The 24,007-nt window shown below is 45.7% G+C and carries 27 protein-coding genes, 1 tRNA gene and 1 other RNA gene; 21 read left to right on the plus strand and 8 right to left on the minus strand.

Going from position 1 to position 24,007, the window contains the following annotated elements; genetic code table 11:
* The first annotated feature begins 1 nt into the window (after position 1).
* From Q7S83_02700 to Q7S83_02765, 14 genes are all read left to right on the plus strand, one after another.
* Positions 2-520, plus strand: a complete 519-nt coding sequence (locus tag Q7S83_02700) for a hypothetical protein (GenBank protein ID MDO8467029.1) — start codon at positions 2-4, stop codon at positions 518-520.
* Positions 471-1,913 carry an O-antigen ligase family protein gene (locus tag Q7S83_02705; protein MDO8467030.1) on the plus strand — a complete coding sequence of 481 codons (1,443 nt, stop codon included), beginning with the start codon at positions 471-473 and terminating at the stop codon, positions 1,911-1,913. Before Q7S83_02700 ends, Q7S83_02705 begins: the two co-directional genes overlap by 50 nt.
* A tRNA-Arg gene (locus tag Q7S83_02710) sits at positions 1,904-1,975 on the plus strand. Before Q7S83_02705 ends, Q7S83_02710 begins: the two co-directional genes overlap by 10 nt.
* Before the next feature lie 43 nt (positions 1,976-2,018).
* Positions 2,019-2,393 (plus strand): hypothetical protein, encoded by a 375-nt coding sequence (locus Q7S83_02715; protein MDO8467031.1) that lies wholly within the window; start codon positions 2,019-2,021, stop codon positions 2,391-2,393.
* Positions 2,394-2,537: 144 nt separating this feature from the next.
* Positions 2,538-3,104, plus strand: a complete 567-nt coding sequence (locus Q7S83_02720) for a cation transporter (protein MDO8467032.1) — start codon at positions 2,538-2,540, stop codon at positions 3,102-3,104.
* Between the two features lie 55 nt (positions 3,105-3,159).
* A complete protein-coding gene (locus Q7S83_02725) occupies positions 3,160-3,789 on the plus strand; it encodes a uracil-DNA glycosylase (GenBank protein MDO8467033.1) in 630 nt (209 codons plus the stop codon).
* Positions 3,790-3,838: 49 nt separating this feature from the next.
* A complete protein-coding gene (locus Q7S83_02730) occupies positions 3,839-4,756 on the plus strand; it encodes a polyphenol oxidase family protein (GenBank protein ID MDO8467034.1) in 918 nt (305 codons plus the stop codon).
* Positions 4,757-4,825: 69 nt separating this feature from the next.
* On the plus strand, positions 4,826-5,299 hold the full coding sequence (locus Q7S83_02735; GenBank protein MDO8467035.1) for a hypothetical protein: 474 nt from the start codon (positions 4,826-4,828) through the stop codon (positions 5,297-5,299).
* A 64-nt stretch (positions 5,300-5,363) separates the two neighbouring features.
* Positions 5,364-5,711: a hypothetical protein gene (locus tag Q7S83_02740; protein ID MDO8467036.1), complete on the plus strand. Its 348-nt coding sequence runs from the start codon at positions 5,364-5,366 to the stop codon at positions 5,709-5,711.
* Positions 5,711-8,218, plus strand: coding sequence for an ATP-dependent Clp protease ATP-binding subunit (locus Q7S83_02745; GenBank protein MDO8467037.1), 2,508 nt, complete (start codon positions 5,711-5,713; stop codon positions 8,216-8,218). Before Q7S83_02740 ends, Q7S83_02745 begins: the two co-directional genes overlap by 1 nt.
* A gap of 13 nt (positions 8,219-8,231) precedes the next feature.
* Positions 8,232-8,864 (plus strand): MFS transporter, encoded by a 633-nt coding sequence (locus Q7S83_02750; protein MDO8467038.1) that lies wholly within the window; start codon positions 8,232-8,234, stop codon positions 8,862-8,864.
* A complete protein-coding gene (locus Q7S83_02755; GenBank protein MDO8467039.1) occupies positions 8,851-9,495 on the plus strand; it encodes a DedA family protein in 645 nt (214 codons plus the stop codon). Before Q7S83_02750 ends, Q7S83_02755 begins: the two co-directional genes overlap by 14 nt.
* Positions 9,467-10,000: an NUDIX domain-containing protein gene (locus Q7S83_02760; GenBank protein ID MDO8467040.1), complete on the plus strand. Its 534-nt coding sequence runs from the start codon at positions 9,467-9,469 to the stop codon at positions 9,998-10,000. Before Q7S83_02755 ends, Q7S83_02760 begins: the two co-directional genes overlap by 29 nt.
* Before the next feature lie 36 nt (positions 10,001-10,036).
* Complete coding sequence (locus Q7S83_02765; protein ID MDO8467041.1) at positions 10,037-10,318, plus strand: hypothetical protein; 282 nt, start codon at positions 10,037-10,039, stop codon at positions 10,316-10,318.
* Positions 10,319-10,372: 54 nt separating this feature from the next.
* On the opposite strand, the gene rplT is transcribed toward Q7S83_02765, so the two are convergent.
* The 3 genes from rplT to infC are packed head-to-tail and all read right to left on the minus strand — an operon-like array spanning position 10,373 to position 11,661.
* Positions 10,373-10,717 (minus strand): 50S ribosomal protein L20, encoded by a 345-nt coding sequence (gene rplT / locus Q7S83_02770; protein ID MDO8467042.1) that lies wholly within the window; start codon positions 10,715-10,717, stop codon positions 10,373-10,375.
* 36 nt (positions 10,718-10,753) lie between these two features.
* Positions 10,754-10,924 carry a 50S ribosomal protein L35 gene (locus Q7S83_02775; protein MDO8467043.1) on the minus strand — a complete coding sequence of 57 codons (171 nt, stop codon included), beginning with the start codon at positions 10,922-10,924 and terminating at the stop codon, positions 10,754-10,756.
* Between the two features lie 8 nt (positions 10,925-10,932).
* The gene (gene infC / locus Q7S83_02780; GenBank protein ID MDO8467044.1) at positions 10,933-11,661 is read right to left on the minus strand and encodes a translation initiation factor IF-3; all 729 of its coding nucleotides are present in this window, start codon (positions 11,659-11,661) and stop codon (positions 10,933-10,935) included.
* A gap of 28 nt (positions 11,662-11,689) precedes the next feature.
* Here infC and Q7S83_02785 point away from each other — a divergent pair, with 28 nt between their 5' ends.
* On the plus strand, positions 11,690-12,370 hold the full coding sequence (locus Q7S83_02785) for a histidine phosphatase family protein (protein ID MDO8467045.1): 681 nt from the start codon (positions 11,690-11,692) through the stop codon (positions 12,368-12,370).
* Between the two features lie 166 nt (positions 12,371-12,536).
* On the opposite strand, the gene arfB is transcribed toward Q7S83_02785, so the two are convergent.
* Positions 12,537-12,941 (minus strand): alternative ribosome rescue aminoacyl-tRNA hydrolase ArfB, encoded by a 405-nt coding sequence (gene arfB, locus Q7S83_02790; protein MDO8467046.1) that lies wholly within the window; start codon positions 12,939-12,941, stop codon positions 12,537-12,539.
* Between the two features lie 114 nt (positions 12,942-13,055).
* Here arfB and ssrA point away from each other — a divergent pair.
* Positions 13,056-13,371: a transfer-messenger RNA gene (gene ssrA / locus Q7S83_02795) on the plus strand.
* Positions 13,372-13,603: 232 nt separating this feature from the next.
* Positions 13,604-14,677, plus strand: coding sequence for a HindVP family restriction endonuclease (locus Q7S83_02800; protein ID MDO8467047.1), 1,074 nt, complete (start codon positions 13,604-13,606; stop codon positions 14,675-14,677).
* A 5-nt stretch (positions 14,678-14,682) separates the two neighbouring features.
* On the opposite strand, the gene Q7S83_02805 is transcribed toward Q7S83_02800, so the two are convergent.
* The gene (locus tag Q7S83_02805; GenBank protein ID MDO8467048.1) at positions 14,683-15,651 is read right to left on the minus strand and encodes a DNA cytosine methyltransferase; all 969 of its coding nucleotides are present in this window, start codon (positions 15,649-15,651) and stop codon (positions 14,683-14,685) included.
* Between the two features lie 22 nt (positions 15,652-15,673).
* Entirely contained in the window at positions 15,674-16,309 is a 636-nt protein-coding gene (locus Q7S83_02810) for a S24 family peptidase (GenBank protein MDO8467049.1), read from the minus strand.
* Between the two features lie 350 nt (positions 16,310-16,659).
* On the opposite strand from Q7S83_02810, the gene Q7S83_02815 reads away from it, so the two are divergent.
* Positions 16,660-16,896: a DUF2188 domain-containing protein gene (locus tag Q7S83_02815; GenBank protein ID MDO8467050.1), complete on the plus strand. Its 237-nt coding sequence runs from the start codon at positions 16,660-16,662 to the stop codon at positions 16,894-16,896.
* A gap of 50 nt (positions 16,897-16,946) precedes the next feature.
* Here Q7S83_02815 and smpB read toward each other — a convergent pair whose 3' ends face one another.
* Positions 16,947-17,390: an SsrA-binding protein SmpB gene (gene smpB, locus Q7S83_02820; protein MDO8467051.1), complete on the minus strand. Its 444-nt coding sequence runs from the start codon at positions 17,388-17,390 to the stop codon at positions 16,947-16,949.
* Positions 17,391-17,437: 47 nt separating this feature from the next.
* Here smpB and argS point away from each other — a divergent pair, with 47 nt between their 5' ends.
* Complete coding sequence (gene argS, locus Q7S83_02825) at positions 17,438-19,036, plus strand: arginine--tRNA ligase (protein MDO8467052.1); 1,599 nt, start codon at positions 17,438-17,440, stop codon at positions 19,034-19,036.
* A gap of 33 nt (positions 19,037-19,069) precedes the next feature.
* Entirely contained in the window at positions 19,070-19,354 is a 285-nt protein-coding gene (locus tag Q7S83_02830) for a hypothetical protein (GenBank protein MDO8467053.1), read from the plus strand.
* A 114-nt stretch (positions 19,355-19,468) separates the two neighbouring features.
* Here Q7S83_02830 and Q7S83_02835 read toward each other — a convergent pair whose 3' ends face one another.
* Entirely contained in the window at positions 19,469-20,305 is an 837-nt protein-coding gene (locus Q7S83_02835) for a hypothetical protein (protein ID MDO8467054.1), read from the minus strand.
* Positions 20,306-20,425: 120 nt separating this feature from the next.
* On the opposite strand from Q7S83_02835, the gene Q7S83_02840 reads away from it, so the two are divergent.
* Complete coding sequence (locus Q7S83_02840; protein MDO8467055.1) at positions 20,426-23,872, plus strand: class I tRNA ligase family protein; 3,447 nt, start codon at positions 20,426-20,428, stop codon at positions 23,870-23,872.
* The last annotated feature ends 135 nt before the right edge of the window (positions 23,873-24,007 follow it).

The raw sequence follows: 24,007 nt of genomic DNA on the forward strand, positions 1-24,007 counted from the left end.
TATGAAAAACTATAACAACATCAAAGCCTCTCTTTCCCGAAGGGCCACTGAAGAATTTAAGGCTGTTGCCGGAGTAGTTTTGTGTAAAACTTGCGGAGCGGCGTATCACAAAAAATCTTGGAGGCACGGAATTGAGAAATTTAATAAAGCGGAAACCGAGAGTATTTCGTCCGGGAAAAAAGATGTTCCTGTAAAATTTGCGCTTTGCCCAGCCTGTCAGATGATTAAAAATAGGCAGTACGAAGGGCGGATTACCATTAAAAATCTTCCTCAAGACTCAGAGCAATCACTGAAGGAATTGGTTGGGGGATTTGGGAAGCGCGCCTACGAACAGGACCCGATGCATCGCCTGATTGAGATGAAGAAAGATGGTAGTAATTGGGTTATTACTACCACCGAAAACGAGATGGCCAATAAAATGGCTCACAAAATAAAGACTTCTTTCAGCCACGTAAAGTCCCGTACGCATTTTGCCGGCGATCCGAGCGATGTGGCAGAAATTACTATCGAATTTTCCTAAGTATTCATTTTATATATTCCTAGCCTCGATTCCATTTGGGGCGAGGGTTTTAGTCTATCAATTCACGACGGGTTTTGATGAATATGAAACAATCTTCGTTTATTTGAGCGATATTTTAATGGTTTTGTTCCTGGTTGTCGCGGCGCAACATTCTAACATTCTGCAGAATGTTAGAATGTGGGCCGGGGAGAACAAAGCTCTTGGCGTATTTTTATTTTTCGTATTCTTGTCGGTATTCTGGGCGCTATCCCGCGAGATAGCACTTTATAATTTTGTTCGATTGGTTCTGCTCGCGACCACAGCATTGGTTACGGCAAAGCTATTGTACGCCGGAGGCGGATCATTCTCCGAAGGAAAAACCAGAATAGTGAAATTTGAGGGGATTCTAGCGGTATTAGCCGCGTCGTCAGTCGTCCAGTCGTTAGTTGGGATTATCCAGTTCATTAAGCAGGAAGGTCTGGGTCTGGCGCGTCTGGGTGAGCCGCTGATCGGGCCGAATGTCGGAGGGGCGGCAAAAATTATCGCTGAAGGCGGGAAGATCCTGCGGGCTTATGGCACACTTCCTCATCCAAACGTGCTGGCGGCCTTTTTAGTAATCGGGTTGCTGGCAATATATTATTTCTGGCTTTGTCGGCCGAGCGAACTGGCCCCGTTAGAGGCCGCGCCCGCGCTTGCGCGCCCGAAGGGCCTTAGGGGCGGGCTGCCTCTAACGGGGTGGAATACTTTAGTTAGTGATGTTTTCTTTGGAGTAGGAATTTTTATAATTATTTTAGGACTCACCCTCGCTTTCTCCCGCGCGGCTTGGATTGTAGCCGACCTCGCTACGCTGGCGGTTTTGCTCCACGCTTTTATCTCTAGGAAGAATTGGATTCAGGCGGTCCGGCTGACTATTTTGTTGGCGGCAATTACGGTTATTTTATTTTCAGGATTCAAAAATTTTATTTTACCCCGTGCCCAGATTAGCCCCAACGAACCGGCGGTCACACAGAGAATCGGCTACAACGATATTGCCCGAGGCCTGATAAAAGATAATTTGTTGGGAGTAGGCGTCGGCAATCAGGTTTTGTATTCAGTGAAAAATAATATATATCAGCAGGCTGGCATGAATCAGGCGTGGCAATGGCAGCCAATCCATAATATTTATTTATTAATGGCTTCGGAGATTGGAATTTTGGGGTTAATTGCCTTTTTATTGTTTACCGGCAAACTTCTGATTTCTGTTGCCCCAGTCGTCAGTCGTCAGTCGTCAGTCGTCCCGTTTATAATGCTTTGCTCTTTGCTGGCGCTGGGTTTATTTGACCACTTCCTCTGGACTCTCCAGCCGGGGAGGTTAATGTTGTGGTTGACGATTGGGCTGGTGATGGGTTTGAATATCACAAGTAAGCGCTCATAGCTCAATGGTTAGAGCACGGGCCTCCGAAGCTCGGGATTGTGGTTCGATTCCACATGAGCGCACAATTTGTTATGTTGTTAGCAGTTCTTTCGAAGGAGGATTGCCGTGGCCACCACAGAAATTCTAAAGGGTGTCGTGGATCAATGGTATGAAACCGGCTCGGAGGGGGTTTGTTGGGTTTTTTACAAAGACGGAAAGAAATCTTGGGGGAAGGCGGTCGAGTTTCTTGAAGGAGGAGACCGACTGAAGATTTTCGGCGAGGACGGGAAGGCTGTTGTTTTTGATGGGAAAATCGTTCCGAACTATCGGATTGGCTGGAAGAAGTATCCGATGAACCCAAAACATGGTCAGCCATGCGCCTTGGGCTATTGGATACATTGGACGCAAAAAGGCTGGAAGCCCGACGACTGGGCAAGATTGTTCATCAGGACTCAAAACCAGAAACCGTTCCGCGCGGAGTTAATTAAAAAAGCGACATAAGCCCCGCCACAACGGGGCTTTTTTATTCGGCGGGTTTTGTGATATAAAGTAAGCGTTCTTTAAAGGAGGTAAGAATTGACCGACCATCTCCCGAGGGGCGACCTCCGAGAGTATAGGAGTGAGTCGCGGCGCAAGTGGCTAATCTTGTGGATTATGTTGGCGGTCTTCGCGATGGAGTTGCTTGGCGGCTATTTTTCCCACAGCCTATCGCTACTCTCTGACTCTTGGCACGTTCTTTTGGATGGCTTGGCGGTCTTGGTGGCGATTTGGATAGATTGGAAAGTTTCAAATAACCACGCAGCCGAAGATCGCTGGAGGACTCGCGGAGTGCGGGCGCAAGGATTTCTTTTGCTGATTATTGCCGGCTGGATTGCCATTGAGGCTTGGCGACGGATGTCAGGTCAAGAATCAATCGCCTCCACCATGATGATTGTCGTAGCCTCCATCGGAATGATTGCAAATTATTTTCAGCACCGCATCCTCACGAAAGGGAAGGAAAATTCCACCCGCACAAGCTTAGACGTCCACATTCTTTTTGATCTGGGCCAGAGCGCGGCGGTTGTGGTTGGCGGCATCCTGATTGCCATCAGCGGAATTCTGGCAATTGATTTGATTGTTTCCGGAATTCTGGCGACTATCATGATTATTTCCGGCCTGTTGATGTTTTTCATACCAAAACTGTTTGGCCATAACCATAAACATCATCATTAAAACTACTCGGTTGAGTAGTTTTTTTATTTTTCAGGAGATAGACTAAGATAATTCAATGAACAAGGCAGATCGGCTTAGAGATCTAGAAAAAGAAATTGCGGCGGACAAATCCCTGCCTCTGCAAGGGGCCAATTTGGTTTTCGGCGAAGGCAATATTAATTGCGCGGTTTTGTTTATCGGGGAAGCTCCGGGGGCCAAAGAAGATGAGTTAAAAAGACCATTTGTCGGGCGCTCGGGCCAGTTGTTGGATAAAAATTTGGAAAAAATCGGCTGGAAGCGGGCGGATGTGTATATCACTAATATTGTAAAACGCCGCCCGCCGGAGAATCGCGACCCATCCCCCAAGGAAATTGCCGCCTACAAACCATATTTAACCAAGCAGATCAAAATTATTCAGCCGAAAATTATTGTGACCTTGGGGCGGTTCTCAATGAATTATTTTTTACCGGAAGGGAAGATTAGCCGCGATCAAGGGAAAATTTTTTCCGCCGGAGGTTTACCCGCCTATGGCGGCGCCAAAGGCGACCAGGGCGGATCCTCCTTTGGAGGAGAAGAGTATTTGTTGATGCCCATGTTTCATCCCGCGGCGGCTATGCGCGGCACCAGAGTAATGAAGGAATTTGAGAAAACGTTTCGGAGATTGCCGAAGTTAGTTAGGAAGGCGGCCGAGTTACCGAAGAAGTAAGGGCACTTTAGATATTCGTGAGAGGAAAAGATTTGTTATAATTTACATTATGGAAAATCCGACACCAAAAACTCCAGAACAACAGATGGATGGGAAAGAAAAGATTGAGAGCGGGATTTGGCAGGCTGGGGTATTTCAAAAGTTTTCAGGCGAGGTTCGATACGGTGGATCAACTAATCTTTTCAAAGAAGATTTAGGTATGGATCCGAAGGCGGTTGATCTCAAGCTTTTCGGCAAGACGGATCGGCTTGATCAGGCAATGAAAGAAAAGCGCCGGCCAGCAAGGTTTTTGATAGAACTTCTCGAGAGGGTTGATCCCGATGCCGATTCCCATGATATTGTAAAAACCCAACTTCAACACACCAACAAAATTGTCGCGGTTGATGAAGATTTTTTGAAACTTAATCCCAAAGAGAGGATCCAGCATACGTTAGCGACGGATGGCCTAATTACCAATATTGAACATCAGCCTTTGTACATATCGGCTGCTGACTGTACCCCAGTGGCTATATATGACCCCGAGAATCGAGCGGTGGGACTTTTCCATTCAGGCTGGAAGGGTACGGCCGCTTTGATATCAGTGGAGGGCATAAAACAGATGAGCGAAAAATACGGCACCAAGCCGGAGAGTTTGGCGGTATCCATTGGCCCGTCAATCGCCCCCGAAGATTTTGAGGTAGATAAGCCGGTATATGATAAATTTTCCGAACATTATTCTCCTGAGGAGATGGGGCAGTTATTCCAATCTCATTCGGATGGGAAGTATCTGTTAGATGTTCCGAAGGCGATTAAGATTCAATTGGTTAGGGCCGGCGTAAAAGAAGAGAATATTGAAGTTTCAGAATATTCTACCTCTAGAAATAATGATATTTTCCCATCTGCTAGGAAAACTGGGGGTGTTCAAAATATTGATGCCGCCATATTTCTTATGAGTCTATCAGGGCGGATTTCTTCGGAGACGAAGTAGGAGAGCCTTAACTGTTGCTTTTTGTCGGGAAAGGATTATAAATAAGCAGGAACTTTCGGAGCGATAATCATGAAGGTCAGCCTCTCGGAAAAAGGCGGAATGCCGAACGGCGTTCGCAATTTCATGCAGGCCGTTCTGTTCGTTGCCGGTGGCGCCTGCGCTCAAGCCGGATATTGGTGGTGGTTTGTGACGTTGATGATGGCAGGCACCGCGCTGTTCGGCGTGAACGTGGTTCATTATTTCAAGGATAATTATTTGCGTGGCTATCAGGATGGTCACGAAGAAGGTCTGTTGGCGCGAGGATTGCCCGCTCCGGAGGCTAATATGATTGAGGGTGCATATCGGGTATTGGCTAGCACGCAACTCGGCGATTCTTGGATGGTTCTACTTGAGGATGCACATTTAGAGGGCCGAGAGCCGCGTCTCTATAAAATGAAAGTACTGCCTCCTAGTACTTTCCGGAAGGAAAGATGGGCAGATCCCAACAATGCTGATCCCGGAGCATTTGTTCCCGGATATGCGCAGATGAAGGAAACGGTATGAATGAGCAAAGTCCCCCCAAGGGGGCTTTTTTATTTGTATTCAGAAAAGACTTATACTATAAGTAATGTCTTTTTCGCTTGTTTATCTCGCTCATCAATTTTTATATCGGATATACGAATTTCTAAGGCACTGGTATGTCGGTGGTTTTTTAACAATCACCCACCGGACTTTGGCAGTCTTGGAGAATCTGGACCAGACCCTAGCTCTTTGGGTTACCTTCAAATATATTTTCCGGCCTCTCTATCAGGACTATAGCGTCATCGGATATGTTCTCGGTTTTATTTTCCGGATTACCCGCTTGTTTATGGGTGGCTTGGTTTATTTGATAATTGTCGCAGTTGCCATGGTAATTTATCTGGCCTGGGCGGGTTTGCCAATATACATAGCAGCTAAAGGACTTTCTTTAATTTAATGAGAAACCGTGAAGTAGAAATATATTTTGATGAGCCGAGGCTGAAGATGACTTTGGCCGGCCGGTTGTTCGTTCGAGTCTGTGTTTACGCCGGTAATGCCGTTCTGATAGTGGCAGCAGCTTTGTTTCTGTCGGAAGATGTGCCGGAATTAAAAGCCGCCGGAGCATTACTGACTTTGTTTCTACTCGATCGTTTTCGCACCTTCAATCATGCCGAGAGATTTTTGACCCGCTTACCCGTAGGGCGAATCAATGCGGCTCGCTATATCCCGCCGTCTTCCTATGCCGCGATAGAATGGGCCGCTGATCGGTCCATTTTTGCCGGAGGCAATGTTTATCTCTATTTGCTGAAGAAGCTCGCCTCCCGTAAAGAGATTGCGGAGGGTTTACTGCGGATGGATATAGCTGTTGTTGATTTGGAATCTCAAATTGAAAAGATTGCGTCCGCCTCCGGAAATATTAAAGAAACCAAGGACGTGATTTTGGGAAAGATCGGGATTTTGGTCGGGAAGGCTTTTGATGAGGCGATGCAGACCTCCAGCGCCGAGATAGAGCCGAAAGATTTTTTTGCCGCATTAGATAATTTAGGCGATCCGGATCTTGATAAGATATTTCAATTCTTTGATGTGGACAAGGGTGATTTGGAGAGCGCTTTACTGGCCAGCCGGTTCCGCTCTTCGTTTTCTGGGTTGACCAGAATGCCCGCTAGCTTAGTTGGTCTTATGAGCCGTCCGCATCGCTCCCGTCATCGGATAATGAACCGCGCTTGGACTGCCCGACCTACCCCATTTTTGGACCAATTTTCCAGAGATCTCACCGACTTAGCCCGTTCCGAGCAGGTTGGGTTCCTGATTGGCCATGCTAACGAATACGATCGCTTAGTGGACGTGCTGGCGCGCCCCGGTCGGCCAAATGCTTTGTTGATAGGTGAGGCGGGCTCCGGAAAATCCACTTTGGTGGCGCATTTAGCATTTGAGATGATTAAAGACAGGGTTCCGGCGCCGCTTTTTGATAAGCGGCTGGTGGAGTTAGAGATTGGAAGTCTGGTTTCCGGAGCGGCCGATGAAGAATTACAGAACCGAGTGAATCGGATAATTAATGAAATTGTGCTGGCGGGAAACATTATTTTATATATTCCTGATATGCATAATCTGGCACGTACTTCCGGGCAGGGCAAAATGAATGCGGCAGATATTTTACTCCCCGCCATAAAAGGCGACGCCTTTTCGGTGATTGGCGCAACCTCTCCTCGGGAGTTCAAGCAATATTTGGAAGCGAGTAGTGATTTGGTCAGCGGTTTCGAAAATATTAAAGTTCAGGAAATAAGCGAGGCTGAGGCCGTGCAGTTTCTGGTTTATGAAAGCTTGATTTTGGAGCGAGAATTTAAAACAGTAATCAGCTTTTCCGCCTTGAAGGAAGCGACTAAGCTGGCGCATCAATATTTCCGGGATAAAATGCTTCCTGCGAGCGCCGAAGATTTATTGAAAGAATCATTGGCCGATTCGGTGAGTAAAAAGAAGAAAATTCTTACGGCAGAGGATGTGGTGGCAGTGGCAGAAAAGAAGGTGAACGTGCCGATCCACAAAGCGGGCAAGGCGGAAGCGGAGCAGTTGTTGAATTTGGAAGAGCTTATTCATGAGCGGATGGTGGATCAGGTAGAAGCAGTGGGGGCGGTGGCGCGCTCATTGCGGGAGTATCGTAGCGGGTTGAGCCGAAAAGGAGGCCCGATTGCCACCTTTTTGTTCGTTGGCCCGACTGGTGTGGGCAAGACCGAACTTTCGAAAATTTTAGCTAAAGTTCAATTTGGCTCAAAAGAAGAGATGATACGTCTGGATATGTCTGAATATCAGGAAAAATCCAGCATTTCCCGGTTGATTGGTTCCGCTGACGGTGGCGTTTCCGGAGTTTTGACCGGAGCCATTGCGGAAAAGCCGTACTCTTTGATTCTTTTGGATGAGTTTGAGAAGGCGCACCCTGATATTTTAAATTTGTTCTTGCAGGTTTTTGATGATGGTCGTTTAACTGATAGCGTAGGCCGCACTATGGATTTTCAAAATACGATTATTATTGCCACCAGCAATGCCAATTCGGAATTTATAAAGACGCAGATTGAAGCGGGGGTGGCAGTAAAAGAAATCTCGGAACAATTGAAAAAGAAACTGACGGAGCACTTTAAGCCGGAGTTGCTCAACCGCTTTTCAGGCATTGTTGTTTTCAAACCGCTCTCACCGGAAGACATTGCGGCAATCACCGTGATTCAATTAGGAGACCTAGCCGCCACCTTGAGAGAGAATCAGGGTATCGATTTATCGTTTGATTCGGCAGTAATTTCGGAAATTGCTCGATTGGGCTATGATCCGGTTTTTGGAGCCCGCCCGTTGAGGGGGGTGATCTCCGAGAAATTAAAGGGAGTCTTATCGGAGAAGATATTGAAAGGAGAGGTTAAAAAAGGAGATAATATAAAGATAGATTTCAAATCCGAAAGATTTGAAATAGTTAAAAGTTAAAGGCTATAAAGTTATGTTCAAGAATATAAATCCTGTAGTAAAAATTTTCGTTATTGCCGATTTCTTTTACAACGCGGCCTTTGCCTCGTTTGCTCCCGTATTCGCTATCTTCATTACCGGGCAGATTGCCGGTGGATCGGCGAGTGTGGCTGGATTCGCTACTGCATCGTTTTGGGTAGTGAAATCCATTTTTCAGCTACCAGTAGCCAGATTCTTGGATCGCACCGACGGTGAGCGGGATGATTTTTGGGCGATGTGGGCGGGATATTTTTTTACAGGCTTTATACCGATAGCTTATATTTTCGCGACCGAGCCGTGGCATCTGTATCTTATTCAGGGTGTGTATGGATTCTTGATGGCTTGGCTGGTGCCGGCTTGGTATTCAATTTTCACCCGCCACGTCGATAAATGGAGAATCAGTTTTGAGTGGAGTTTGGAAAGCGTTTTTTCTGTAGGAATGGCTACGGCGGCTGCGGCAGCGCTTGGTGGGTATTTGGTAGATACATTCAGTTTCCAGTTTGTATTCCTGGCCTCCGGTCTTACCGCAATACTTTCATCTTTTATGATTTTGCTGGTTCGGCGTCATCTCTTGCCTCAAGGTCATCAAGAAAGAATTTTCCCGGAGAAGCATCATGGAACCCGTTAGCGGATTTTTTGGTTTTGTAACTGAATATGGCTACCTAGCCGTTTTTTTATTGGTCTTTATCCAAGAGCTGGGAATTCCGACCGTTCCGAATGAGTTAATTTTAATTTTCGCCGGAGCCCTGACTACTATTGGCGAATTAGATTTTTGGGCGATGTTCTGGATAACAGTAGCGGCCGATGTGATTGGCACCAGCATTCTTTATTTCATCTTTTACTTTTTTGAGAAGAAGATTATGGAGAGAATCCCCAAATGGCTTCCCATCAATCATTATCTCGACAAAATAAAAGCGAAAATAGAGAAACATGATAAATGGGCGATATTTATCGGTAGGATGTTGCCTTATGGCCGCGGCTACGTTTCTGCCGCTGCCGGTATCCTGAATATTTCTTATCGGACATTTTTGCCGATGGTCGTACTGTCGGCGATTATCTGGACAGGAGGTTATGTAACACTTGGGCATTTCTTGGGCTACCAATGGAAGCACGTGGCGGATTTTGTGGCGGGCTATCAGTGGGTAGTGGTAGTCGCTTTCCTCATAGTTGTAATCGGGTGGGTTTATTGGAGCCATCGAAAAAAGAAGGCGGCTGATGTAAAATTAAACAATGGATCACAAGCCAACGACCCCAAGTAGGGATAACTCAAAAAAGATTATTTCGGCTGGGATAATTATTTTCCGGAAAACCGGCGAGGGGTACAAATTTTTGTTGCTTTATCACGGCCGGAATTATTGGAATTTTGCCAAGGGAAAGCTGGAGGCCTCCGAGCGGAGTTGGCAGGCGGCTTTGCGGGAAGTGCGGGAAGAGACCGGCTTGAAAGCGACCGAGTTGAAATTCGTGGAAAACTTCAAAGCTTATGAACGGTTCTTCTTAAGCAGGGGGAAAGAGAAAATACTCAAGATTGTTATTTTATATCTGGCGGAGACTCGCCAACCCAACGTGACCGTGTCGTTTGAGCATGAGGGATATGCGTGGTTCACTTTCAGTGAAGCAAAAAAAGTGATGGCTCGTTATCCGGATAACATTAAAATTCTTACCACTGCTTACGATTTTTTAAAGAAAAACCAATTATCCCACGCTAAAGCGAACAGTACCTTACCCGCAGCTTCAGTTATTAAGCCGCCAGAGCATAAGAAATAAGCTATAATTTCATTAGTCCTTAGGAAGGGGGTTCCAGTGATCATTCGTATAGTGTTCACCAAGCCCCTGCATCGGATGGATCTGGGGGATGTGATATTGTCCGGTTTGACGCCCGATGACGCTTCTCTTTTTCCCGACAAGTACTTGGTTGCAGGTCTTGAAGGAGAGACTGCGCTGGTCTTGGTCGAAGGATTCAATATGAGCGAAGTAGAAAAAGCTTTGGTCTTTAATAAGGATAAGGCTTTTGGTACTTCGGTGAGTAAGATGATGATAGATCACGTAGAAGATCTTAAGACAGAAACACGGTTATATCCATAAACAAAAAAACCGCCTAATGGCGGTCTTTTTTCTATTTATAGCGAGCTAGCCGAGTTATTTTACCTTCTCTATGATTTGCGCAAAGATCTTCGGTTCGTTTTCGGCAAGATCAGCCATAATCTTTCTATCAAGTTTCACGTTGGCCTTTTTCAGAGCGGCGATCAGCTGGCTGTATTTAATTCCCAGCGGGCGGGAAGCGGCGCCGATTTTTACATTCCAAAGAGTGCGGAAATCGCGCTTCTTTTGTTTGCGGCCTTGGAAGGCGTGCGTCCAAGCATGTAGAAGAGCTTCTTTAGCCGCCGCTTCTTTAGCTTTTCGGCCCCACATAAACCCCTTAGTGTATTTAAGAAGGGCTTTTCTTTTTTTGTGGGCAATTGTACCGCGCTTAACTCTTGTCATATTGTTAGTAGTTAGTTCTTAGTAATTAGTTGTTAGTTAAAGGTATTTCTTAAACATCTTTAAGTCAACCGAGCTGACTTGGCTGTCGGTTTTGCGGCGTAGCTGTCTGGAGCTCTTTTTCGCTTTGAAATGGTTAAGACCCATCCGGCGCTTTATAAGCTTTCCGGTTCCGGTGACTTTAATTCTTTCTCGTACGCTATGTCTCATATTTTTGTTTATTTTTTTGCTACTTGCATATAGATTCCTCGTCCTCCATCTTTCGCCGAAGTAATCACTTTATGTTCAGGTTCGATCATTTTCACGAAGCCGGCCAGTTTTTCTCGGGCAAAATCCTTGTTGGCCTTTTCTCTGCCGCGAAGCACCATCACAATCTCTACCTGATGACCTTCTTCCATGAATTTATTCACGCGGCCTGCCTTCATTTCCAAATCGTGTGGCGCCTCTTTTGGGCTAATCTGCACCTGCTTCAGCTCTTGGGATTTCTGTTGAGCTTTTTGCTTCTTGAGCTTCTTTTCCTGCTGGTAGCGGAACTTATCATAGCTCATTATCCGGGCTACCGGAGGCTTGGCATTGGGGGCAATCTCAATGAGGTCGAGTTTCTTCTCAAGAGAGAGCTTTAGGGCGTCGGTCGTCTTCATTTTGCCCAACGGCTTTCCCTCCTCGTCGATTACCATCAACTCAGAAGCTTTTATTTGGTTGTTTATGCGTGAACTTTGGATAGGTAGAAATATAGCAGAAAAACGGTTATTAGGCAATAGTCTCGGGCGCATTGCTTCTCGGACACAGAATAACCCCGCTCCAACGGCGGGGTTTTCTTCTCTCTCGGTGGTTGTTCGTTCGTAAAACAGACAACGAACGAGCCAAGCCCAACCGCCTCCGAGATGTTCCTTAAAGCAACGCGCCCTCATTTTTTTCTTGCGAAAATAAGAATACCGTTTTATCATGGCGGGAGTTGTTTGAGAGGGTAAGGTAATGGGTTGGCCTAGGAAGTTGGTATTGGTGCGGCATGCGCAATCTACCGGGAATTTACTTACAGTAGAACAGCGAGCGGATTTGCCGGAGCCGGCTCATGAATACGAGCTTACGGAGTTAGGGTGCCAGCAGGCAGAAATTACCGGGTTGTATCTGAAAAAGAGATTTTGCGAGTTTGACGCTTGTTTTTCCTCTCACTATCTTCGAGCGCGCCAGACTTTGGCGATTGCCATGCCTAATGCTAAGGCGATCGAAGATTCCCGGTTAGCGGAAGCTCAGCGAGGCATCTGGCATCGGATGAATAAAGAGAAAGTTTGCCAACTTTACCCAGGAGAGGTTGAACGAAGAGAGCAGGAAGACCTCTATCAGTATCGCCCGATTGGCGGGGAAAACTGGCCAGATATCGAAATGCGAATCCATAGCTTCCGTCAGTCGCTTTTCTTGGAGCATGACGATGAAAAGGTTTTGGCTATCGTGCATGGCAATTGGTTTAATCTTTTCCAGAAAGTGAACGATGGCCTAACCGCAGAGGAAGTGTTGCATCGTTATAAATTGGATAATCACGGAGTAGTCGACAACGCTTCGGTTACGATTTATCGGGGGAAGTCCGTTAACGGAAAGCCCCGATTGGTACTTGAAGAAGAAAATATCGTTCCCTGGCGAGTGCTGGAAGAAATTTAAAACCGGGCTCAAATAGCCCGGATTTTTTTACCTGTTGCTCAAAATTTTCAATTCGCAGAAGCAGAAAATTTTGCGTGCAACAGCAATCCTGAGCGCAGCCCGGTGCCAAAATATTTTGGCACCGGGCGTAGCGTAGGATTACCTTGATGTGCGGCGAAGCTAGTAATTATTCAGAATATTTTACTCTCCGGTTTTGGCGCTTCTCGCTGGTTTTTCGTTTGGAGGTGAGGCGCCTTTCTTTGGAACTCTTCGTTGGTTTGGTGGGTTTGCGTTTTTTCTTGATGATTAGAGCTGCGGCGACTAGCTCCTGCAATTTTTCCATCGCGAGTGAGCGGTTTTGCTCTTGCGAGCGTTTTTTCTGGGCGACCACAATCAACTCACCATCTTGGCTGATTTTATTTTTTAATACTTTTTGAATACGAGATTTTTCTTCATCAGTAAAAGCCGCCGAGCTTTGAGGCCGCCAGCGCACCTCTACTTTTGTTTCTACTTTGTTTACGTTCTGCCCGCCCGGCCCGCCGGAGCGCGCGAAGCTTTCTGTAATTTCTTTTTCTGGAACTTTTGAACTCATGTAGTTATATTATCAGAAACAAAAAATCCCCGGTAAGAATTTTGACAATAGAGTTTTTTGGTGCTATTATTCTTTTGCCTAGTGGCTAAACCCTAGTCGCTATTGGCTATCTTAGGGGATGACGGGCTTCGATAGAAATCTTTCTTCTTCAATTGCAAGTCGAGCTGAACCATCTCGTAAAACTGGTTCAAAACTTAACTGCTAATCAAAATTTAGCTTTAGCCTACGCTTAACTGCGTTAGCTCATCGGCGGCTTAATGTCTCGTAGGGCCAATGCCGGTGTTATATTCGAGGATAAGAAATCGGACTTGAGGCCGGTTCCGATTTACGAAAATTAATGGTCTCGTCGTTCTAATTTATTAGATCTAAACTTGTAGAAGTTGCTGAAGAAAATTTTTAGATGTGAGTTCAACTCTCACCATCTCCACAAAAAGTAGACCGCCCTTCTTGGGCGGTTTTACTTTTTCTGAGAGTTGAACAGCCGCACCCCGTGTTGGAAGGATTCGGAAACCAGAAGGTGTCCGAAGCGGGGGTCGGGGTGCGGCGAAGATGTTCAAGGCTGAGCGGAGCGAATGCCCCTGCTCTCACCCATAAATTGACTCTAGAAATAAATCGTTCTATTGTTCTTCATAGGAGAACTGATATGAAAATCCTTAAAAAATATGTTAGATCACAACGATAAACCGGGGCTTTACGGGATTGTAAACTCAAACAAAGACTTCACTAACGAGGCCTCTTGGGGCAAGAACCAATTCAATAATACTTTTCCGGCGGCCTTAGCGAGCTACATGGCGGCCAAAAATTTGACCCTTCCGTATATTAAGCTGGATAAGGATTTTTCTATATATCACGATTCCATTTCGGTTAAGCAACTATTCGGAATTGATCCTGCGTCGCCGGAAATATTTTTTTCCTTTGAGTCAGAGTATGAGCCATATAGAGACTTAGTAGAGCAATGGCTGCCGAGAGTGGATTTGGTTATAAAAAGAGGATCCAGCGGGCAGCTTGCCGCGCTAAAACCACTCGAGGTAAAGCTAACGGCCCTCCCGGATGACCAAACCTCGTCTTTTGGCGAAGAAGATTACGGTAGCGAACTAGTTGTAAGGCCTGACACAATCGTTTATCTTGCCCTAAGCATGGCTCATGCCGCGCGAAATAAGAAAGACATATTTGCAAAGGCCCTCCGGTCTGTATGTGATCAAAAAATTGATTGGACCAAAGAAGCCAAAGTGGAGCCCTTGATACCGAGACTAATCAAGGGGATAGATAAAATCTTGTTAGAAAATCCAGACTTAGAATCACCGCTCATGATACAACCCATTTGGAAAACCAAGGGGAAGTCGGTGGCTCTCACGGAAAACTGCCTAGATATATTTGTTTGGAGTAATTTTGCACTAACAAGATTATTTATAAATCAGACATCGGACAATGGATCGATAACTAGGCCAGAGCGAACGATAGTGTGGTTGGCGAAAATGCTCCATCAATTTTCCATTAAAGGAAAGATTGACCACCAATTTATCATAGACTCTTACACTTACGGAACGAAGAATGACAAAGCATTTGCTATTGGCGGTCTCAGAACAAGAGAATATATGCGATCCCCAGAGATAATGAAACCGCGCATTACAAGATCTGAAATTAAAAACATTATTCTTGGTGGCGGAGAAAGACTTCTAAGTCCCGAACGACGATTCGATGGCATTGTGCAGAACGCCGTCGACCTATTTTCATAGACGGACTAGGCGAAAACCGCAATCTTCCTTTTATTAATAGGGGTAGCTGATGCAGCTTCGGGCGTGCCATTTTGAATAAACTCTTTCAGTACCCCAGCGATAAATCTTGCTAAATTTACAGGAACTGCATTGCCGATTTGCTGCTCAACTTCTGTTCTCGATCCTTCAAATACAAACTTTTTTGGAAAGGTTTGAACTCTTGCTCTTTCGTGTGTCGTAAGAGGACGAACTTTACTTAGATCTTTTACGTAATCAAGAGAATGCCCCGGGTATCCTTTTGCCACGGGCCGATTTACGCCCCTTATCGTGGGGCTCGGCTCATCGATACTGAAAACCGCACGACGATTATAATTTCTTGGATGGCGATAATAATACTCAATACCTAGTTCATTGCCAAAATACTCCCGCATCGTCATTGATTGCTCGCTCATTCTCGCTTCTATGATCGGCAAAGCGAAGCCATCTTTGGCATTAAGCGCCCCAATCATAAAAAATCTTTTGCGTTTTTGTGGTACTCCGCAGAAACTTGCGTCAAGAATCTTTTCGGTTAAACCGTATCCGGCCTTTTTAAAAATAGCACGCGCCTCTACAAGTTTTCCTGATTTGGTAATTTGATCTACGTTCTCCATTAGAAACCATTTTGGTTTTATTCCAGCAATAATTTTCGCATAGGACACGGAAAGGCCAGCTCTCCCCCCGTCCTCATCCCTTTTCCCGGCATGCGAAAAATCTTGGCAGGGTGGTCCACCAACTATTAAATCTGGCTTCATCTCTTTTAACGCACCTACACTTTTAGGAACGTTTGCCAAATCTAGGTCGAAAATTTCATGGTCGGTAAAATTCTTCCGATAAGTTGCTACGGCGGGCTCCCAATTATCCACTGCTCCAACTAAAGTAAACCCAGCCTGTTTAAAGCCTAGAGAGAGCCCCCCGCATCCAGCAAATAAGTCGATTGTTCTGATTTGTTTTTTCATATATTACTATGAGTTCATTATATCAATCCCGCGCCTTCTTAATTACATCTATGACCATTCCGCTGATTTGATAGTCATCGTCCTCATGAATAAATATCGGGAAAAATTGCTGAGTTGATTCTGACTCTAGAACTATCCTCTTGTTTAGTTTGTCTACTAAAAACTTTTTTATATTAGCCATTCCATCAATGACTGATACAACATATTCTCCTGAGTTAGGGTTTGCACTGCTTCCGTCAACGACAACGAAATCCCCATCTTCTATATTCTTTTTAAATCGGCCTACTTTCGCTTTATTCATAGAGACCCCATTTGCCTGCAAAACAAACAAACGGCTTCCTATTGGGATAAACTTTTTAGAAACCCTTAAATAACCGACTACGTTGGGATCGGCAAAAATTGTTGCCGGACCGCAGTTGGCCGATCCGACTATCGGCAAAGAAACCAAGTCACCCTCTTTAGATACGCTTGGCGAAATGCGAATTGATCGGCTGTGTGAGTCATATGAGATAAAACCTTTCTTGGCCAACTGAGAGAGGTGATGTTTGATCTTTTGTGCTGACTTCTCGCCAATCAAATCCCCGATGCCTCGGAGGGTAAAACCAGAAAGATCCTTTTCTTGTATAAATTTTAATAGCTTTTCCTGAGTTTCATGCATGAAGTTAGTATATCATATCGTCAAAAGTTATCAACATATAATCAACACTTTATTAAACGTTGATAGAGTTGACAAAGATAACCTAATAGCCGAAAATTAATCTTGAGAACAGTCTCCTGCCGACTCGCCACGAAGTCGGGTAGCGCTGGCGGCGATCGACTGCCTGATGAATTAATAAAGTGGCGAGGGATTATGAAGTTCGAAGAACGACAAATGCCCCGGCGAGGGGGCACTTGGATTGAATGCCTGCTTATATTTTTACTCTTCAAGAATAGCCCTGAATGGTTGAGAGGGTCAAGGTGATCCTTCTCCACAGTCGTCTTCGTTATAAGTAATTCCTCTTAGTTTATATGCGGACCATAATTCACGTAGTTCCCCACAGAGGTGGTTTAACCATCCGTTGGGGAGTGAAGTACGCTAACGGCCTAACCTATTTGCATATTAATGCAGACAAAGTTGCGGCTGTAGCATACGCGTTGTCTTTGGCAAAGAATCTCCGACCTTCACAGGTTAAAATCCATCGTCATGATGGAGTAATCCAGGAAGAAAGGACTTTCGGCCAAGATCCGGAAAGGTATCTAGGTTAATATTGGTGAGCAGGCAACCGCCCCCATCGTCGGGGGCGGTTTTAGTTTATTTAGTTCTTCGCTCTCCGCATTTCTCGGCCGACTTCGCGTTTCTTTATTGTTTCCCGTTTTTCGTATTGCTTCTTGCCGCGGGCGAGGCCCAGTTCAACTTTTACCAGATTTTTTTTCGTATACATTTTCAGCGGCAGAAGAGTCAGCCGTTCGGACTGCATCTTGGTAATAAGATAAAGGATCTCTTTCTTATTCAGCAATAAGCGGCGCGGGCGGGTGTGGTTGTAGCCCTCGGGGGTGTTGGCGGATTGATAAGGAGGGATGTCGGCATTCGTCAGCCAGATTTCTCCTCCGCGGATGGTCGCAAAAACTCCCACCAGATTAGCGTGGCCGGCTTTTATCGATTTCACCTCAAAACCCAGAAGCTCAATTCCAGCCTCAAAAGTCTCGAGAATCTCGTAATTGAAGAAGGCTTTTTTGTTTTCCGCTAACGCCTGCGCCATTTTTTGATTATACTATGATAAGAATAAGTAATAAGGAATAGAGAGATATGATTGAGCAAATCTACAAGCTTATAAAAGGAATAGTCGGCGAAGGCCCGAAGTTTAACGTAACGCCTTCCGAAAAGCCGGAATTCGGTCATTATGCGACCAACGTGGCTTTTATGGTCAAAGAAGACCCAGCGGTTTTGGTTGAAAAGTTGTTAGTCGTTGGTCGTGGGTTATTTTCCAAAGTTTCTGCCACGGGAAAGTTTATAAATTTTTGGATATCGCCCGAAGCTTTCCGCTTAGAGTTGAAAAATATTTTAAGCCAAGGGAAAAGCTATGGAGATTCAAAGATGGGCGGCGGTAAGCGAGTTCAGCTGGAATTTATTTCCGCTAACCCGACCGGCCCGCTCACGATGGCGAACGGCCGCGGTGGATTTTTAGGTGACGCGCTCGCTAATGTGCTGGAAAAATCGGGATACAGCGTGGAAAAAGAATATTATGTGAACGACGCCGGCAATCAGGTGCGTTTGCTTGGCGAAAGCATTTTGGCGATCGCCGGGAAAGTTGAGCCGGCGGAAAACCACTATAAGGGGGCCTACGTGAAAGATCTGGCGAAAGATTTGGATAAGGAAGTGCAAAAAGGAATCAATTCTGCCGATCTTGGGCGTTTAGCGGCAAACGTTTTGCTTCAGGGTGTTAAACAATCTGTTAAACAAGCCGGAATAAATTTTGATCATTGGTTCTCGGAATATGAAAATCTGCACCAGAAAGGAGAATTGAAAAAGACTTTGGAGTTTTTGGAGAAGGGCGGATTGGTTTTAGAACATGATGGAGCCAAATGGTTGAAGGGTGGCACCGAGGAAGAGCAAAAAGACCGCGTGCTAGTGAAGTCCGACGGCCAGCCGACTTATTTTCTAGCTGACTTGGCTTATCACTATGATAAATTCATCCGCCGGAAATTTGAGGAGGCGATTGTGATTTGGGGCGCCGATCATCATGGATATGTGGCTCGCTTAAAATCGGGTGTGGCGGCTTTGGGAGTGGACCCGAAAAATTTAAAAGTAATTCTCGCCCAGTTGGTGAGGCTTATTGAAGATGGCAAAGAAGTGAAGATGTCTAAGCGCTCGGGCGAGTTTATTACCCTAGACGAATTGCTGGCGGAGGTAGGGAAAGATGCTGCCCGATTCTTTTTCTTGATGCACAATCCGGAAACGCATATGGATTTTGATATGACGCTTGCCAAAGAACGGTCACAGAAAAATCCGGTTTACTATGCGCAATATGCGGCAGTCCGGTGCGCGAGTATTTTAGGGAAAGTCAGTATTGCGCACCGAGTATTAAGTATTTTGTATAAAGTATTCAGTATATCGAAGGGAGACAATTTATCTTTATTGAAAGCGGAGAGTGAAATGAATCTAATGAAAGAGCTGGCGAAATTTCCGGACTTGGTTTTGCAGACCGCCAAAGATTATCAGGTCAGCCGCTTGGCGCGATATTCTTTGGAAGTCGCCCGGGCGCTGAATAATTTTTATGAAAAAGAGCATGTGCTGGTTGCCGATAGAGGATTGATGCGCGCGCGCCTGGCTTTAGTGAAGGCAACGCGAATAGTTTTGGAAAATACTTTAGGCTTACTCGGAGTTTCCATTCCGGCGAAGATGTAGTAATTTGTTAACAGAACTTTTGAGGAGTCTCCAATGATTTTTCTGATGGTGATTCTTGTGTGGGGCCTTTTCGGTTTTCTGGCCTACGGACTTGATAAGGGTAAGTACCGAGATCAGCTTCGCCGCGCAGAAATGAAAGCTTCTAATTATGGGCAAGCTGGCCGAGATGAAATCCGGCATTGGATAGTCGGACTAATGGGGCCGATTTGGTTGGCGGCGTTGATGATCAGTTTGGTTGAATTGTGTTTTTTACAGAAGGATTTGAGATTTTGGAAGTACTTGTTTTTTTGCCTGAAGCTACCAAAAGAATTGAAATAGCTCGACCCATTCGACGAGTTAAGGTCAAGCTGGCTCATTATAAATAAAAACCCCCGATTTCTTGGGGGATTTTTGTTTTCATTGCCCACTATACCCTATTGGCTTTTGGCTATTCTATTTGAATCGTAGCATCAGACCGAGGCCAAGTTCTTTTCGGTCAGACGTGCCGGCTCTAGTATAGCCGGCGTCGGCGAATACCCAAATGCCTTTGTAAATCTTTACATCCAACTCGGCTGTGATTCCGTATCTGTCCGAGCCTTCGGAAAACATCCAGAACGGTTTGAGGTGGAGTTCAGCCCGATTATCATAGGTAAAATCAATCGGAAGTTCCAGGGCGGCGAAAGCACAACTCTCTTCTCGGCTGTACAACTCTTTGATTGCTGATGGCTCGCGGTTGTTCACGAAGAGCTTCGGTTTCAGCTGAAACTTCAACTGCCACTCATCTCCTCGGAGAAATCCCGGCCCTTTAAGTTTTAGGAAGTCGATCTCCGCGAACAGCCAGTCTTTAGACTTCCCTCCGACGCCTTTGAATTTCGCGTCGGCGTTGTGCCAGCTGTGATGGCCATAGCCAATCCTGAAGCGTTCATTCAACTCATCTCCCAGAAAGAAAGCGCTTATCTTCGCTTCCGCGTCCAGTCCGACTCGGGAGATTTGATTTTCCCTCGAAACCCAGAAATATGGGTAAGCCTTGATGTGAAAATACTTGCAGACTGCCGCATTGGCGACCAATCCAATCTCTTCATCCGCATGATCATCGTTGCCGCGGTAGTCCAGCTTGATCTGATCAGGCTCATCATTAATCAGGAATTGCTTTACTCGAACTTCGCCGCTTAGTTCGAAAATAGAGGATTCTTCCTTTTCCGGTGCCTGCCTGTCCGGTAGGCTGGGCTCTTCAGCGTAAGTCTGACTGATCAAAAAGAAGAAGGTAATAACTGCCAGAATTTTTTTCACGGGGCCTCTTCCTATAAAACAACTGACCACATCTTAGATGTTTACGGGTGGTAATGTCAACCGAATTTCTATATATTATGTAGGTAACCTGCACACATAAAGCTATGTGTGGGACACAGTATGCTCGAAGGACTAAAAGAATTTAAACTTCCGGAAATCGAGGAGAAAGTCCTTAAATTCTGGAAAGAAAAGAAAATTTTTGAAAAATCTCTAAAAAACCGCGAAGGCGCTAAGCCCTTCCGGTTTTTTGAGGGTCCCCCAACTGCTAACGGCCGACCGGGCCTCCATCACGTACTTGCCCGCGCTTTTAAAGATATAGTTTGTCGCTATAAAACGATGCAGGGGTTTTTTGTGGGTCGCCGGGCCGGCTGGGATACTCACGGGCTGCCGGTCGAGTTGGAAGTTGAGAAAAAACTGGGGATTAAAAATAAAAGTGAGATTGAGAAGTTCGGAATCGCTGAATTTAACTCTCAAGCGAAAACCTCCGTTTGGACTTATAAATCTGAGTGGGAAAAGCTGACCGAGCGGATAGGATTTTGGTTGGATTTTGAGCATCCGTATACCACCTACGACAATTCATATATAGAAAGCCTCTGGTGGGTTTTTTCCTCAATCGCTAAAAAAGGATATTTAAAAAAACTCTACAAAATTGTGCCGTGGTGCCCGCGGTGTCAGACCCCTCTTTCCAGCCACGAACTAGGCCAGCCCGGCGCTTATAAGCTCACGAAAGACCCTTCGGTTTACGTGAAGTTTAAAATAAAGAAAAACGAATCTTTGTTGGTCTGGACTACGACTCCTTGGACTCTGCCGGCCAACGTCGCAGTGGCAGTCAATTCCAAGCTTACTTATACAAAATACAAAGTAGGCGATGAATTCGTCTGGTCATATAGCCCCCCACCTTCTCCAATGGCGGATGAGAACGGGAAGCAGCCGCAGGTGGAAGTAGTGGAAAAAATTTCCGGTAAGAAATTGGTTGGATTGAGATATGAACCGCTGTACAAATTAACAGGCGACCAACAACTAACGACAGACAATCACAAAGTGATCGCGGCAGATTTCGTTTCAACTGAAGAGGGAACCGGTCTAGTGCATATAGCTCCGGCTTTTGGAGAGGACGATTTACGGGTCGCAGGGAAAGATGCGGTGCCGGTCACAATTGATGACCGCGGCTTAATGAATAAAGGTTTGCCCGGAGCCGGAAGATTTATTAAGCAGGCCGATGCTGATATAATCGCCGATCTTCAAAAGCGCGGACTGCTTTACTCGCATGGCGAGATCGAGCATGAATATCCATTTTGTTGGAGATGTTCGACTCCGCTTATTTATTTCGCGCGCTTTTCTTGGTTTTTTGAAACCAGCAAGCTGAAAAAAGAATTTCTGGAAGCGAATAAAAAGATAAATTGGACTCCTGATCATATTCAAGAAGGGCGGTTTGGCGGCTGGTTGAAAGATCTCAAAGATTGGTCCATTTCCCGCAATCGTTATTGGGGTACGCCGATTCCGATTTGGGAATGCGCTAAAAATGAAGAGCACCGGCGAGTGATCGGCTCTTTAGAGGATCTCGATAAAAATCCCTATACGAAAAATAATTTCTTTATGGCTCGGCACTGCGAATCCGATCACAATGTGACCAATATTGTTGCGACCGGAGGAAAATGGAAGACTGCTTCCAAGCTGACTAAGAAGGGGTTAGAACAGGCCGAGAAGCTCGGCAAAGCTTTGGCTAAGAAAAAAATAGAGCTAATCTTCGCTTCGCCGTATTCCCGCACCCAGCAGACCGCGAAAATAATCGCTAAGCACACCGGAGCGAAGATAATCACCGATGAACGCCTAACGGAATTGAATACCGGAATTTTCAGTGGCCGCACGACCGAAGAATTTTTCGGTTTTTTCCAAAATAAATTGGAAGAGTTTACCAAAACTCCTCCCGGTGGAGAAAATTTAACTGATGCGAAAAAGCGGATGCTGGAAGCTCTGCGGGATATCAATTCTAAGTATGACGGCAAAAATATCTTGATCGTGAGCCACGGGCATCCGCTCTGGGCGATGTATGGCGCCGCCCAAGGGTGGACTAATCAGCAAATCGTTGATGGTTATTATCCGTTAGTTGGGGAGTATAAAGAGGTGGAATTGAAAAATTGGCCCTTCGATCGCAACGGGGAGTTGGATGTGCATCGCCCCTTTATCGATGAAGTCTTTTTGAAGTGCGAGGAGTGCGGTGGAAAGATGCAGCGCATCAAAGATGTGGCGGATGTTTGGTTTGATTCCGGTGCTATGCCTTTCGCTCAATGGCACTATCCTTTTGAAAATAAAAAACTACTCGATAAGGGCGAGCAGTTTCCGGCCGACTACATCGCCGAAGGCATTGACCAGACCCGCGGCTGGTTCTATACCCTACTCGCGGTCTCTACTTTGCTTGGCAAGGGCTTGTCGTATAAAAATGTAATTTGTCTTGGTTTGTTGTTGGATAAGAATGGGCAGAAAATGTCCAAGTCCAAAGGTAATGTGGTGGATCCGTGGCAAATAATTCAGAAATATGGGTCAGATGTGGTACGTTGGTATTTTTACACAGTGAATCCTCCCGGCGAACCGAAGCGTTTTGATGAGTTGGATCTCGGAAAGACCCTGCGGAAGATTTTTATGCTCGCCTATAACTCCTTCGTCTTCTATAGCACCTATGGGAAAGATAAATCGAAGCCAAATGTAGTTTTGGATCAGTGGATAACTTCCCGCTTGCACGAAACTGCCGAAATCGCGACTGCCCATTTGGATAAATATGCCATCGGAGATGCCGCTAAAGTAATTGAAGCCTTCGTGGACGATCTTTCAAGGTGGTATATCCGCCGGTCCCGTAAAAATGTGTCGGGAAAAACTTTAAAAATGGTTTTGGAAACTTTGGCAAAGCTAATGGCCCCATTTGCGCCGTTTTTCGGAGAGGCGCTTTGGCAATCACTAACAACAAACGACAAACGACAAACGAACAGCGTTCATTTGGTTGACTGGCCAAAAAGTCAGAAGTTGTCAGTCGTAAGTCGTAAGTTGCTTGAGAGTATGGCCGAGGTGCGGCATCTGGCGAGTTTGGCGCTAGCGGAAAGAGAAAAGGCGGGTATCAAGGTGCGCCAGCCGTTAAATAAGTTAAACGTTAAAAGCGAAAAGTTAAAAAATTCGGATAAGGAATTGTTGGCTATCCTAGCTGATGAGGTGAATGTGAAAGAAGTTGTTTGCAATCCAAAATTAAATCCGCCATCCGCCCTTTCTGGCGGAGGCGGAGAAGTGGAATTGGATACCAACATCACTCCCGAGTTACGTGAAGAGGGAATTATGCGCGACCTCGCCAGAATGATTCAGGGCTTGCGTGGCGATGCTAATTACCAGCCGAAAGATATCGTTATCGTCAGTTTGGAACTGCCGGCGGAGCTGATGGCGGTAGTGGAAAAGCGCTCTGCTCAATTGAAGTCTGACGTGAAAGCCAAATCTATTGAATTCAAAAAAGCGGCAAAATTTGACGCTGAATTAACCTCGAAAATTGAGAATTGGCCGGTTTGGGTAGGCGTTCGGAAGGGGTAGGTTTTTGTTTCTGCCTTTTCCATCCGCCCAAAACGAAGGCAGACAGTTTATCCGGAACATCCCGGAGGCGGTTTAGTTCGTTCGTTATCTATCGAACGATAAACCGTCGAGGGCGAAGAAAATCCGCTAATAAGC

Source organism: bacterium (assembly GCA_030646995.1).
Classification (GTDB): Bacteria; Patescibacteriota; Minisyncoccia; order UBA6257; family WO2-44-18; genus JAUSKF01.